Here is a 13,465-nt window from a genome sequence, read left to right as displayed (position 1 = left end):
CCGCGCGGGTCAGAGCGGGACCTCGCGGCCGACGACGATCGTCCGGTCGCGGGGCAACTCGATGAGGTCCAGCGGGTCCGGAGCGAGCCGCTCGACAGCGAGGAACACGCCCTGCGCCCATCGGTACATCGATCCGCGAGGGTTGTACCGCGGGATCGGTGTCGAGACGTAGAAGGTCGCTGCAGCGGGATCGAAGTCATCGAGGGCGCCCGCGGCAGCCTCACGAGCATCCTCGAGGATCTCCGCCATGCGCAGGCGCTCACGGAACCCGATCTGCGCCACGACCTGCATGATGCCGCCGCCGAGCGGAACGATTCGAACACGATCCGCCGAGCCGGTCGTGAATGGAACAGTGGCCGTGTTCCAGGTGAAGATCAGCGCCCGCTCCTGCAGAGCCCTCGTCTGCTGCACCATCGTCCGCAGCGCGATCGGCACCACCTTCTCGTTCCGAGCGGTGAAGACAGCGGCTCCGGGGACCCGGACCACCTCGGGACGACGGAGCAGGTCGAGCAGGTCCGTCAGGGGCGCTTCGTCGGTGCGTCGCGCGGCGCGGATACGGCGCTGCCCGACCCACCAGGTGCTCGTCACCACGAAGAACACTGCACCGATGGTGAGCGGCAACCAGCCACCCGAAGGTGCCTTCGGGAGGTTGGCTGCGACGAACAGGAGCATCACGAGCAGTACGCCCACGACAGGGAGGTCTCGGCGCGGGATCCGACCGTGGCGATGATGGGTCCAGCCGAGGTACACGATCGCGGTGATGGAGATCGTCGTCGTGACGGCGATGCCGTACGCCGACGCCAGTGCTGCGGAGCTGCGGAACCCGATCGTCACGCCGAGCACCGCGAGAGCGAGCACCACGTTGATAGCGGGGACGAAGATCTGCGCGCCTTGCGTCTCGGAGGTGTGCACCACGCGCAGCGGCGGGAAGATCCCGAGCCGCCACGCCTGATGGACGACCGAGAACGCCCCGGAGATGACGGCCTGGGAAGCGATGATCGTTGCGGCCGTCGCGAGCACGATGGCCGGCACCTGCGCCCAGCCGGGCACGAGGGCGTAGAAGGGCGATCCTGCACGGTCGGGGTGGCGGACGACGAGCGACGCCTGCCCGAGGTAGTTGAGGATCAGCGCAGGGAACACGACCAGAAGCCACGCACGGGTGATGGGCCGCCGACCGAAGTGCCCCATATCGGCGTACAGCGCTTCCGCGCCGGTCACCGCGAGTACCACGGACCCGAGCGACAGGAACGCGACGGCTGGCTGCTGCACGAAGAACAGCACGACCCAGTGCGGCGACAGCACCTGCAGCACGCTCGGGTCCTGCAAGAGCGAGATCACACCGGTCACCGCCAGGAGTGCGAACCAGAACAGCATGATCGGTCCGTAGACGCGGCCGATGGCGCCGGAGCCGACGCGCTGCAGCACGAACACGCCGATGAGCACCACGACGGCGATCGGGAGCACCAGCGGGCCGAACCCCGGGTCGATGCCCTTCACTCCCTCGACGGCGGAAAGCACGGAGATGGCCGGCGTGATGACACTGTCGCCGAGAAACATCGCCGCTCCGAGCATCGCCACCACGGTGAACACGCCGAGGGCGCGTCCGCGCACTCCGACGCGCCGCAGGAGACCGAAAAGCGCCAGCAGACCGCCCTCACCGTCGTTGTCCGCCCGCATCAAGTACCGCACATACAGAACGGTCACCACGAGCGTCAACGCCCACACGATGGTCGATGTCGAGCCGTAGACGAACGCCTGGCCCGGCGCACGAGCACCCTCGGTCGCGAAGGTCGAGGACGCCGCGTACAACGGACTCGTCCCGATGTCGCCGAAGACCACGCCCATCGCCGCGACCGCCGCACCGACCCCCGCGCGATTCGGCCGTCCCCTTCGCACCCGCCGACTCCCCAGAATGACACGCGACATGGATGAACGCTCGCATGCGTCAACGACCCGATTCCTGAGCGTGGGACAACGATCAGGACTCCCCCGGCGAATATGCCTGCAGGCCGCCGCAGCGCTCTCCATAAAGGCCCTCCACCCGCAAGAAAGGGCAGCCTCACCACACTAAGGACAGGCGTGCCGAAGTAAGGACAGCCGCACCGAATTACGGCGCCGACTTCGGCATGTTCCTGTTCGCGACATGATCGCGCTGTCAGGGATCGATGTTTCCCCGCCTACGGATGGGATGCTTTCCGAGCACGCGTCACTGCTTTCGGAGCGTGCAACCGAACGGATGTCGAGGCATGGAGAGGGGACGCGCATGGCTGACAGTCACAGTTCGCGTCCCCCGTCGACCCGCTGATCTGCGCACTCGCGTAGCGGTCGGTCGCCCGGCGGGGGACAGATCTCCGGGCACCGGTCGTGTGCTCGATCGAGTCGTATTCGTTCGGTCCGCCGTCGGCGGAGAGAAGAGCCTTTGGTGAGCACGAATTCCACCGCGCGCGATGACAGCGCATCCATCGCCGTTCTCGACTCGGCTCATGTCGGTGACATTCAGGGCGCGATGGGGACGATCCGTCTCGATGATTCCGACACGAGACGGCGCTTTCCCAGGCGGCTGAAGACCCTGCTCGCGATCGTCGGTCCCGGCCTGATCGTGATGGTCGGTGACAACGACGCCGGCGCATTCAGCACCTATTCGCAAGCCGGCCAGAACTACGGCACGAGCCTGTTGTGGACGCTGCTGCTGCTCGTCCCCGTGCTCTACCTGAACCAGGAGATGGTGCTGCGGCTCGGCGCCGTCACGGGCGTCGGACACGCGCGGTTGATCCTGGAGCGCTTCGGCCGCTTCTGGGGCGCGTTCAGTGTGATCGACCTGTTTCTGCTGAACGCGCTCACCATCGTGACCGAGTTCATCGGGATCAGTCTTGGTCTCGATTACCTCGGCATCCCCAGGCTGCCGGGCGTGCTCGTGGCGGCGCTGCTGGTGATCGCGTCGGCGAGCACCGGGTCCTTCCGCAGATTCGAACGCGTCTGCCTGGTGCTCGTCGCGGGGTCTCTGCTGCTGGTACCGATCTTCCTGCTGGCGCATCCGCCGCTCGGCCGGATCGCGACCGGGTTCTTCATCCCTGGGCTGCCGCCGCACGCGCCCCTGTCCACGGTCATGCTGCTCGTGATCGGCATCGTGGGCACGACTGTGGCGCCGTGGCAGCTGTTCTTCCAGCAGTCCTACGTGATCGACAAGCGGATCACGCCCCGCTTCATCGGCTACGAGAAGGTCGACCTCTGGATCGGGATCGTGATCGTCGTCGTCGGAGCCGGCGCCATGATCTCCTTCACCGCCGCCGCGTTCGCCGGGCATCCGGAGGCGGGGAACTTCACCGACGCCCTCGGGGTCGCGGAGGGGCTGGGGAGGCATGTCGTCCCCATCGCGGGAGTGCTCTTCGCGATCGCGCTGATCGACGCGTCCATCATCGGTGCGGCGGCCGTCGGGCTCGCGACCTCCTACGCGCTCGGTGACGTCCTCGGTCTGAAGCACTCACTGCACCGGAAGCCCAAGGAGGCCAAAGGGTTCTACGCGGTGTTCGGCGCGCTGCTGCTCGTGTCGGCGGCGATCGTGCTGATCCCCGGCAGCCCGCTCGGCCTCATCACGACCGGTGTGCAGACCCTCGCCGGAGTCCTGCTGCCGTCCGCGGCCGTGTTCCTCCTGCTGCTCTGCAACGACCGTGAAGTCCTCGGGCCCTGGGTGAACGGACCGAAGCTGAACGCGTGCACGTCCGCAGTCGTCGCGGTGCTCGTGCTGCTCTCCATCGTGCTCACCGCGAGCGTGCTCTTCCCCGACATCAGCGGACCGACGATCGTCCTCATCCTCGAAGCCGGTGCCGGGATCACGGTCGGCATCGGTGTCGTCGCGGTGATCGTCCGTCTCCGCCGTCCGCGAGACGAGACGCGGCCGGCGGAGTGCATCGAGCGGACGACGTGGCGCATGCCGCCGCTCGCCCTCCTGCGGCGCCCACGGCTCTCGATCGGGCGACGCGTCGGACTCGGCGTCCTCCGCGGCTACCTCCTGCTCGCGATGATCCTCGTGGTGGTCCGCATCTTCCAGCTCGCGGTCGCGCACTGACGTCCCGAACAAGGGGAGAACTCATGAGCATCGACACACCCGCCGGGTCACCGGTCGCATCGGTCTACCTCTCCGGACTGCTCGGCGGGTCGGTGAACCACGTCGCCGGCAAGACCTTGGGGCGCCTTCGCGATGTCGTCGTCCGTCTCGCTGACGACGACTACCCGCGCCTGCGCGCTCTCGTCGTCGCCGTGGGTTCAAAGGCCGTGTTCGTGCCCGTCACCGACGTGGTCGATCTCGCGCAGACCCACGTCACGTTGCGCACGTCCAGATTGGATGTCCGGCCCTTCGAGCGACGTCCCGGGGAGGTGCTGCTCGCCGCCGATGTGCTCGGGCACCGCCTCATCGACCTCGAGAACGCGGATTTCGTCCGCGCCCGGGATGCCCTGCTGCGACGCGACGACGCATCCTGGATCGTCAGCGGTCTCGACGTGCGACGTCGCCGCTGGCTGCCACGCGCAGGACAGGCGCGGTCGACCCGAGACTGGAAGTCCTTCGAAGCGCTCATCGGCCACGCTCCCAGCCTGCTGTTCCGCTCCGCGTTCGGACGGGTTCGACGTTTCCGCCCCGCGGAGATCGCGGACCTGCTCGAGAACGCGACCCCGGACGAGCAGACCGAGCTGCTCGCGCAAGTCCATTCGGACCCTGAACTCGAAGCCGACGTCTTCGAGGAGCTCGACGAGGACCAGCAGGCCCGGCTGCTCCGCGACCGACCGATCGAGGAGGTCGCCCACGTCCTCACCCGCATGCGCCTCGACGACGCGGCGGACGCGATCGCCGACCTGCCACAAGCACGCCGGGCTCCGGTCCTCGATCTGATGCCTGCGGCTCACCGGGGGAAGATCATCGCGCTCCTCGGGTTCGCTCCCACCACCGCAGGAGGCCTCATGACTCCCGACTTCATCGCGCTGTCCGAAACCGCGACGATCGGGGAGGCACTCGACCGCATCCGGAACGCCGTCGCACATCAGCCGGAAGCGCTCACCAGCGTCTTCACGCTCGACGCCGGCGGCAGACTCGCCGGAGCGGCGTCGGTCGTGACCCTCCTCCAGCACGACGCGAGCGCCGCGCTCAGCGACATCGCGAACGCATCCGCCATCCGGGTCGGGCCGGGCGACGACATCGTCACGGTCACCACCCGCATGGCGGACTTCAACCTCCTCACCCTGCCCGTCGTCGACGAGAGCGGCACCCTCATCGGCGTCGTCACCGTCGACGATGCCCTGGAAGCCGCCATACCCGACGATTGGCGGCGACGCACCGGCTCGGCACCCCAACCCACGACGAACGCGACGCACGAGACCGGTCCCTCTCACGTCGGCCACGGATCGGGCCCGGGCCTGTGACGGCCGGGCGCCAGCGGTCCGGCCGGGCTCGAGGCCTCCGCCCATGACCGAGAGCAGCGCTCACGGACCGAGCCCGGTGATCGATCAGGCGCGGACGATGCTGCGAGGCGGGATTGCCCCCTCAGTGGTCGCTGTCCGGCTCGACCTCCCACCCGCGTTCGTCGACCTGATCGCCGAGGAGCTCCGTACTGCGGACATCGCCCACGCGCCCCGTCCGCGTCGTCGACCTCCCCGCCAGCGGCTGCGTTCCCTGGCGACGCTGCTCGCCGCCCTCGGATGCCTGACGGCGGCGGCCGTCGGCGACCTGACGAACGAGGCCGGGTGGTCCGCGCTTGCCGCAGGCGTCGCGGTCCTGGTGATCATCGACGCCCACCGCACCGCCCGCGCCCTCCGCCACAGATCCCGTGGACCTGCCCCAGCGGACCCGCGCACATGGACAGGCGACCGTGACGAACGGAGTACACAGTGAACGCAGATGCCTCAGACCGGCAGGTTCCGGAACCGCACGTGCACCTCGACATCGACACAGCAGAACGGCTCGTCCAGCTCGCCTCGCGACACGCCCAAGGACTGCTCTCCGACGTCGAGTTCCACGACCAACGCGAGCAGCTGCTGACCCAGCGGACCACGAGCAGTGACCACTCCGACCACGGTCGAGGTCACTGATCCGTGGCTCGAGCGCTGGAACCCTTCCCATTCGCCGAAATCAGATGGGCGTCGCGACAGACCCCCGAGCTCACCCACGATCGAAGCCATGCTGCGTTTTGGCATGTCGCGCCGACCCGCCGCGCCTCTGCGCGTCGGATACCGATGAGCAGGGTCAGCTGCACGCCCGTAGACAAGACCGCGCCGTGACAGGCACGGAAGCGACGCCACGATGCGAAGACGCTGCCCCCGACCATCAGGCCCGGATTACGGACCAGAAGCGGGTAGCGCAGGCGCGGGAGGGACACCGGCATGCCCGCCTGGTCTGGCTGCTGATCGGCCCCGGTCTCCTGGCAATGCTCGGCGAGAACGACGGACCGAGCATGCTGTCCTACGCCGCGGACGGCGCCGCCTACGGACTCGGATTCTTCGTGCCCTTCATCCCGAGCCTGTTCCTCGTGGCATACGTCTGCCAGGAGATGGCGATGCGTGTCGGCGCCGTGACAGGACGCGGATTCGGTGAGCTCGTCCTCTTGCGGTACGGGCGAGCGTGGGGCTGGTTCGCAGCAGCCGACCTCGTCGCGACCAACCTCGTGACGTTGGTCGCGGAGTTCGTGGTCATCCGCATCGGACTGGCCTACTTCGGACTGGGCGCACCAATCGCCGTCGCGCTCGGGATCACCCTGACCGTACTCTCGCTCGGCGCGGCCAAGTACCGCCGCTGGGAACGAATCGTGCTCGGGCTCGCGGTGTTCAACATCCTGTTCCTCGTGGCCGCCGTACTCGTGAAGCCAAACCCGAGTGACCTGGTGGCCGCACTACGATTCCAGCCACTCCCGACAGGCACACCGACCACGATCCTGCTGCTCATCACCTCGACCATCGGCGCCACCGTGACGCCCTGGATGATCTTCTTCCAGCAATCCACCACGGTGGACAAAGGCCTCACCAGCGCCGACATACGGCACGGCCGCCTCGACACTGGACTCGGAGCGGCGCTCGCCGCCACCTTCGGTGTCGCCGCGCTGATCCTCGGCGTCGCCGCAGTCGCTTCCCATTCCGGAGCAGTCACATCCTTGGCAGCCGCGGACTTCCCGTCCCTGCTGGACCGGGCTGCGGGTCCCGCCGTCGGCAGCCTCTTCGCGCTCGGTTTGATCCAGTCGGGCGCACTCGCGATCCTCACGATCTCCGCGAGCACCGGCTACGCCGCAGCAGAGTGCCTCGGGGCCCCGAGGAGCATGAATTCGACGCCGAGGCGCGCAAGCGTCTTCTACACCACCACCCTCGTGAGTGCAGCGACAGCCGGTCTGATCGTCCTCCTCCCCGGAGCGCCGCTGCTCGCGATAGCGCTCAACGCCAACGTGCTGGCGACTGTTCTCCTACCGGTCAGCCTTGTGTTCCTCCTCATGCTGTCCTCCGATAAGGAACTGATGGGTCTGCACGCGAACGGACGTTCGACGAACGCGCTGGCGATCATCTCGATCGCCCTCGTCGGCAGCTGCGGCGCCGCGTACGGCACCGCCAGCTTTCTTGAGGCCGTGCATGTGCTCCCGTCCTGAAAATCCGGAAGACACCGATGCTGGGCACCCCACCGCGATGAGCAACGAACCGAGCGAGCCCGACCGGCCCAGCGAGCTTCCGATCCTCGTGCCGCGCGCCGCGCTCACATCCGTCACCAGGGCGGCCCTCTGGACCCTCCGCGTGCTCGCGGTCGGCCTGACCGCGATGGTCATCTACACCTTCATCTGCCAGCTCTGAGCGATCGATCCCGATCACCGAGGCGCTGGTTCGTTCGGCGCGGCGGGAGCCGCGGCCACGGGCCCGTGAGCCGCACCCCGCCCCCGTGACGTTCCTGGGCGGCGGCAGGTGTACGCGCAGGTCTCACGCATCCTCCCGGCGACGGGCGCGGGCGACCTCGATCGGCTCGCAGGACGGGGTGCAAGGCGAGCTGCCGTCCGCCCGACCCCGTCCCGCGGCTCGTCACGCTTTGTGAGTACCGGTTCGGGTGGTCCAGACGGTCGTCGTTCCCGACACCACCGCGCGCCACAGGTGCCTACCCGTCTTCACAGTCACAGCCGCGACACCCTCGGCGTTCGTCCGGGCGGACTTGACCGTGTGCCACGCGCCCTTCACCTTCTCCTGGAACCGGACCGTCGCGCTGCGCCAGGCGGCGAACTTCTCGGTGCCGGCCACCCAATGCTTCGCCGTCGCCCGCAAGGTCAGCTCATGCCCGGAGCGGTGGGCTCGATCGAAACGCACTTCCGAGCCGAGCCGGACGGCGAAGGTCTCCGACACCACGGTCGTCCCGCCGCTCCACAGCGAGAGCTCGTAACGGTCCCCGACGAGGTCGGCACGGTACTTCTTCCCGGGATCGGTCGCGACATACTTCGCGGTGAGGTGCCCGGACGAGTCGGCGGTGAGGGTTCCGCCAACAGGCCCACCCTCCCCCGGCTCGGCGAACACGAGCTGGTAGGACCCACCGGGAGTCAGATGCGCGAACTTCGCCGTGACGCCCGCATGGATGAACTCACTCACCGTCACGTGATTCGTGAGCGTCTCGGTCGGAATCGGAGTCGTCGTCGCCGCGAATGCGGGCGACGCGACGGTCGAGAGCATGATCGCCGAGGCACCGGCGAAGGTGGCGACCGCCACCGGGATTCGCTTCATACGGACTCCTTCATCTCGTAGGCCCGCATCTCCGCGGGTTCGCGCACGGTACGGCGAAACGCGCCACCGACGAACTCCCGCAACGCCGTACGCGGCCTCGCGCTCCTGGCCGGAACCTGACCACCCGCCCGCGCATCGCCTTCCTCGTACAACGAGATCGGCGCCGCCCGGGAGCGAAGAGCGCCGGCGAAAGTCGCGTCCCCCGGGGTGGAGCATTCCCGCAGTTCCCTCGGCATTCACCGCCGGGCTCGGCTGCTGCGCCGAACGGCGCCCTTCGGTGTCCGCGACCTGCGCCCGCGGGATCGGGCGCCGGCTTGGGTCGGTGCGGATCCCGGGTACCGCGTCACACTGCACCACGCGAGCCGCGCCCTGCGCTCCGCGGCACCTGTCCCGACCTCCGACCTCCGACATCGGCGAGCGGGCCGACGTCCGGTCAGCCTTGGCTTGCATTCGGTGCCGGCCGCGACGGTGGTGTCGAGACTGATCCGGTGAGGGACAGCGGGCTCGAAGCGACGGGCGACTGGGACGACCACCGGCTCGGTCGCGCGAACTGGCTCCGCGCCGGGGTACTCGGCGCGAACGACGGAGTGGTGTCCGTGGCGGCGATCGTCGTCGGTGTCGCCGGCGCGACCGCCGCGGTCAACGCGATCCTGGTTGCCGGTCTCGCCGCGCTGATCGGTGGAGCCGTCTCGATGGCACTCGGCGAATACGTCTCGGTCGGCAGCCAGCGGGACCTCGAACGCGCAAGCCGCGGAGGACAGCACTCGAGCGCAGATGCGAACCCGTGGGCCGCCGCAGGGGCCTCGGCGATCTCGTTCCTCAGCGGCGGCGTCCTGCCTCTGCTCGCGATGACCCTCATGGCCGCGACCGCGCGCATCCCAGTCACCGTGGTGGTGGTCGTGCTCGCCGGCGCGCTCGGCGCCCGACTGGGCGGCGCCGCCCCACTGCGTCCCACCGTCCGGACGATCGTCGGCGGCCCGCTCGCCCTCCTCCTGACCTACCTCATCGGCGGCCTCTTCCACGCCTCCGGCGTCACAGCCCGAGCCGACGACCCTGACCTGAGGCACGAGGCGGGACAGGACCGATGACGCAGCCCAGCCCACGAGATGCGCAGGCGGGCGTTGCGGTCGCTCATCGAGCAGCGCCGATCAGCTGAATTCGCAGACGTCGCGGCTCTGCCAGCGCAAGCGCAGCACCGCGACCGATGTCATCTCCAGGCAGCGCCTCCCTACTGGCCCGATCACCGACTGCGCTCGTCCAGGCCGACGGCCGTTCATCAGCACGGTCTGAGATTCCTGGTACTGAGCCGTCGCTCCAGAGCACCAGTTAGTGGGTTCCGCACTTGGGCCCGAGCTCCGAACCTATTCCGAACATTGGGCGATATCAGGCGCGATCTCCTGTGATCGAGCAGCACCTCGATCCGCGTCAGATCAACGATCTGCTACTCCCCGTGATCTCCCTCGAACCCACTATTTCCACTCCGCGGGTCGTGGGTTCGAGCCCCACGGGGCCCACCCGATCGGCTCGTCTGCGCGGATCGCGTCTCGATCCCCCAAAGGGTGCCCGAACGCATTTCGAACATCCGGTCCACGTGCGTCGCCAGAGCCGGGGCGTCTCGGGTCTCATCCCCAGCAGGCCGCGACATGGCGAACCGCGGTCCACCGGTCCGGGTGATCCGGCGCGGCCTCAGCGAGCATCCGCAACGCCCTCCCACGCATCTTGCGGGCTGTGCGCCGCCAGCGGTTCCATCCTGACTCTTCACGCGGAACGGAACCCAGGCCGAATCAAGTCCGGCCCACCTACTCGCTGCGGAGCGCGGCGACGACCTCCACCTCGACCAACTGATCCGGCCACCCCAAGACGGTCACGCCTTGCAGAGTCCCCGGAGGCTGACGCGGCACGAAGGCGTCGTGCACGACCTCCCAAGCAGCTGCAAGATCGTCAAGGGAGCTCGAAGCGACGAGCACCCGCACAAAGACGACATCCTTCAGGTCGGCACCCGCCGCCGCGAGAGCAATCCTCATGTTGTCCACGCATACGGCGGTCTGACCGACCACATCTCCCGCAGCCACGGTCTGACCCGAAGCGTCGAGCGGGCACGCTCCCGCGAGGAACACGATCTGCGCTCCCTCCGGCACGACAGCCGCGTAGGAGTAGGGGACTGCGCGCGACAGACCAGCTGGGGCGACGAGACGCACTTCAGCACTCACTCCGCCATCGTCGCCCACCGGTCACGCGACACCTCGCGGGCTCGACGGCGTGGCCGTCTCGTCTGCCTGCCCACGCAGACTCGTGTCGAGCCGGGTCGTGCTGGTCAGCGGCGAGGCGCAGAGTGATCGCGTGGATGCGATCGCCGCTGTCGTGGCGCGGCTCGAGGCAGACCTGCCGAGCACCGGACGCCAGCTCGTCGCGATCGACGGGATCGGAGGCAGCGGCAAGACGCTGTTCGCATCGAACCTGGCAGCTCGAGTCACATCACGAGCGGTCGTGATCCTGCACGTCGACGACTTCTTCAACCCACCCGAGGTCCGGCACGCCAGAGGAAGGCACTCCCCCGAAGGCTTCTGGTTGGACACCTACGACTACAACGCCCTGATCGAGAACGCCCTCGAGCCGCTACGAGCCGGCCGCGAGCAGTATCGAGCCGCGCCAGCCGCCCCGCACTCCACCGCGACCGAGGACGCATTGGTGCTCGTCGAGGGAACCTTCCTGCTTCGCGACCTGCTCCTGGGCTACTGGAACTCGTCGGTCTACCTGTCCGTTCCGTTCGCGGTCGCTGCCGCGAGAATGGCGGAGCGCGGCACCGTCACCGACGCCATCGAGGATCCCCGCATCGACAGCTACTTCGGCGCGCAGCGCTTGTACTTCCTTCAGGCGAGCCCCTGGAAGCGCGCATCCATCGTCGTCGACAACACCGACTGGACGCGCCCGCAGCTCCTCGACGGATGCGTCGCGCCCGCGGACTGATCGCCGCGCCGGCTCTCTCGCCGAGCCTCGACTCACGGCCTATGAACGGCCAGCGGCGGCAGGTGACCCAGTAGCCCGGCCATCGCGCGCGCGATGAGCAACGACGGATCCACGATCACCCCATCCGCGATCCGACCGTCCAGCTCTTCGACCCGCAGCGACACGAGCCGCACCTGCTCGGCCTCGTCACCGCCCGCAGCGACACCAGGGCTGGTGCCACGAGCGAGGAAGAGGTGCACCGGCCAGGCCGCGCGACCCGGGTTCGGGAAGAACGCATGCAACGGGATCAGCCCCTCGGGAACGAATCCGAGCTCCTCCTCGCATTCCCGCCGAGCGGCCTCCTCCGGCGTCTCGCCCACCTCGCCGGCTCCGCCAGGCAGGTCCAGAATCCAGCGGTCGATCGGATACCGGTACTGCTCCGCCAGCAGCAGCTCGTCCCCGTCGAGCACGAGCACAGCAACCGCGAACTGCACCGACTCGTCGACCTCGAAGGTGTCCCGCGCCCCCGACGGCAGCACCACCTCGTGCCGCACCACCCGCATCCGACCCGAATGAACCGGCGAACGCGCGACCGTCGACCACCGCGACCGCTCCTCCGACCCCACAGGCTCCACCCCGCCAGCGTCCCACCCCTCCGCACGGTCAGCGAATATCGGAGCATGGCCTGGCCCGTCACCTCGACCCGCATCGCATACGAGAACCGGTGGATTCGAGTCGACGAGGAGACCGTCGTGATGCCGGACGGTTCACCGGGCGTCTACGGCGTCGTCACCATGCGGAGCGACGCCGTCTTCGTCGTCGCCGTCGTCGACGAAGAGGACCGGGTCCTGCTGGTCGAGGTCGATCGGCACACAGTCGGGGTCTCGTTGGAGATTCCTGCCGGTGGCGCCGACGGCGACGCACCCCTGGTCGCTGCAAAGCGCGAGCTGCAGGAGGAGACGGGCTTCGCTGCTGACTCCTGGACGCACCTCGGCGGGATGACTGCGTTGAACGGCGTCTGCCGAGCACCGGAGCACGTCTTTCTCGCCCGCGACCTGCACCTCGTGGACGACTCGATGGCCGCTCGCCATGAGGAGGGCATCCGCTCGCTGTCCCGCCTACCGCTGACGGATGTGCCCCACGCCGGCGCGGCCGGCAGGATCACCGACTCGGAAACCCTCGCCGCGCTGCTCATGGCGCTGGTCACCCTCGGCCGCGTGGCCTGAGCGACGCCCCGACGAGGTCGATCCCGGAATCGGGCGAGTCCGCGACGGGTGCCGAGCACCATCGAGAGGGCGCTTCGCGGCTCGAGCACCAGACGCCTCACCGTCCTCCGCGCGCCCGAGGTCCAAGGGGTGCGTCGAGTTGCGGACGCGAGGAGCACGGCTAGCGTTCCGAGGTGACGATGGCGCACGAGCAGGGTGATCGGTTGGCGCTGCGGCTGCGCGACGAGCTCGGGGCTTGGCACCCGCGAACGGCGGAACAACTCGCGCTCAGGATGGAGTACGAGCAGTTCTTGAGCGATGGGAACGCGGCGGCTCTCGAACGAGACCTGGGCCGTGCTCACGTCACCGGTAGCGCCTTCGTGTTCACTCCGGACCTGCAGAAGATCCTGCTCGGCTTCCACAAGAAGGCCGGCTTCTGGATCCAGCTCGGCGGACATGTCGAGACGACGGACGAGTCCGTCCGAGCCGCAGCCCGCCGTGAAGCGCAGGAGGAAGGCGGCATCGCCGACCTGCTCGACCTCGGGGATGGACCGCTGGACCTCGACCGACACGAACTGGGCCCCGGCTTC

At 68.5% G+C, this 13,465-nt stretch carries 13 protein-coding genes; 8 read left to right on the top strand and 5 right to left on the bottom strand.

Going from position 1 to position 13,465, the window contains the following annotated elements:
* Nucleotides 1-9: 9 nt before the first annotated feature.
* The gene (locus tag ACTHLI_RS11965) at nt 10-1,896 is read right to left on the bottom strand and encodes a KUP/HAK/KT family potassium transporter (RefSeq protein ID WP_440183846.1); all 1,887 of its coding nucleotides are present in this window, start codon (nt 1,894-1,896) and stop codon (nt 10-12) included.
* Between the two features lie 610 nt (nt 1,897-2,506).
* Between ACTHLI_RS11965 and ACTHLI_RS11960 the strand changes: the two genes are divergently transcribed.
* Both ACTHLI_RS11960 and ACTHLI_RS11955 read left to right on the top strand, forming a co-directional pair.
* Nucleotides 2,507-4,066, top strand: a complete 1,560-nt coding sequence (locus ACTHLI_RS11960; RefSeq protein WP_440183844.1) for an NRAMP family divalent metal transporter — start codon at nt 2,507-2,509, stop codon at nt 4,064-4,066.
* A gap of 23 nt (nt 4,067-4,089) precedes the next feature.
* Complete coding sequence (locus ACTHLI_RS11955; protein WP_440183841.1) at nt 4,090-5,412, top strand: magnesium transporter MgtE N-terminal domain-containing protein; 1,323 nt, start codon at nt 4,090-4,092, stop codon at nt 5,410-5,412.
* 480 nt (nt 5,413-5,892) lie between these two features.
* Here ACTHLI_RS11955 and ACTHLI_RS11950 read toward each other — a convergent pair whose 3' ends face one another.
* The gene (locus ACTHLI_RS11950; protein ID WP_440183838.1) at nt 5,893-6,075 is read right to left on the bottom strand and encodes a hypothetical protein; all 183 of its coding nucleotides are present in this window, start codon (nt 6,073-6,075) and stop codon (nt 5,893-5,895) included.
* 188 nt (nt 6,076-6,263) lie between these two features.
* On the opposite strand from ACTHLI_RS11950, the gene ACTHLI_RS11945 reads away from it, so the two are divergent.
* Nucleotides 6,264-7,616 carry an NRAMP family divalent metal transporter gene (locus ACTHLI_RS11945; RefSeq protein ID WP_440183836.1) on the top strand — a complete coding sequence of 451 codons (1,353 nt, stop codon included), beginning with the start codon at nt 6,264-6,266 and terminating at the stop codon, nt 7,614-7,616.
* Nucleotides 7,617-7,653: 37 nt separating this feature from the next.
* Nucleotides 7,654-7,815: a hypothetical protein gene (locus ACTHLI_RS11940; RefSeq protein WP_440183833.1), complete on the top strand. Its 162-nt coding sequence runs from the start codon at nt 7,654-7,656 to the stop codon at nt 7,813-7,815.
* A 222-nt stretch (nt 7,816-8,037) separates the two neighbouring features.
* Here ACTHLI_RS11940 and ACTHLI_RS11935 read toward each other — a convergent pair whose 3' ends face one another.
* A complete protein-coding gene (locus ACTHLI_RS11935; RefSeq protein ID WP_440183830.1) occupies nt 8,038-8,724 on the bottom strand; it encodes a hypothetical protein in 687 nt (228 codons plus the stop codon).
* Between the two features lie 488 nt (nt 8,725-9,212).
* Here ACTHLI_RS11935 and ACTHLI_RS11930 point away from each other — a divergent pair, with 488 nt between their 5' ends.
* Nucleotides 9,213-9,812 carry a VIT1/CCC1 transporter family protein gene (locus ACTHLI_RS11930; RefSeq protein WP_440183828.1) on the top strand — a complete coding sequence of 200 codons (600 nt, stop codon included), beginning with the start codon at nt 9,213-9,215 and terminating at the stop codon, nt 9,810-9,812.
* Between the two features lie 711 nt (nt 9,813-10,523).
* Here the strand turns inward: ACTHLI_RS11930 and ACTHLI_RS11925 are convergent.
* Nucleotides 10,524-10,934 (bottom strand): RidA family protein, encoded by a 411-nt coding sequence (locus tag ACTHLI_RS11925; protein ID WP_440183825.1) that lies wholly within the window; start codon nt 10,932-10,934, stop codon nt 10,524-10,526.
* Nucleotides 10,935-11,064: 130 nt separating this feature from the next.
* Between ACTHLI_RS11925 and ACTHLI_RS11920 the strand changes: the two genes are divergently transcribed.
* A complete protein-coding gene (locus ACTHLI_RS11920) occupies nt 11,065-11,691 on the top strand; it encodes a uridine kinase (RefSeq protein WP_440183822.1) in 627 nt (208 codons plus the stop codon).
* 32 nt (nt 11,692-11,723) lie between these two features.
* Here ACTHLI_RS11920 and ACTHLI_RS11915 read toward each other — a convergent pair whose 3' ends face one another.
* Nucleotides 11,724-12,233, bottom strand: coding sequence for an NUDIX hydrolase (locus tag ACTHLI_RS11915; RefSeq protein WP_440183819.1), 510 nt, complete (start codon nt 12,231-12,233; stop codon nt 11,724-11,726).
* A gap of 231 nt (nt 12,234-12,464) precedes the next feature.
* Between ACTHLI_RS11915 and ACTHLI_RS11910 the strand changes: the two genes are divergently transcribed.
* The gene (locus ACTHLI_RS11910; RefSeq protein WP_440183816.1) at nt 12,465-12,896 is read left to right on the top strand and encodes an NUDIX domain-containing protein; all 432 of its coding nucleotides are present in this window, start codon (nt 12,465-12,467) and stop codon (nt 12,894-12,896) included.
* 179 nt (nt 12,897-13,075) lie between these two features.
* Nucleotides 13,076-13,465, top strand: a 390-nt coding sequence (locus ACTHLI_RS11905; protein ID WP_440183929.1) for an NUDIX domain-containing protein, incomplete at its 3' end; no start/stop codon positions are given.

Source organism: Amnibacterium sp. (assembly GCF_051956055.1).
In the GTDB taxonomy this organism is placed as follows: Bacteria; Actinomycetota; Actinomycetes; order Actinomycetales; family Microbacteriaceae; genus Amnibacterium.
Note: the sequence above shows the minus strand (reverse complement) of the source record. Positions and strands in the feature narration are given on the sequence as shown.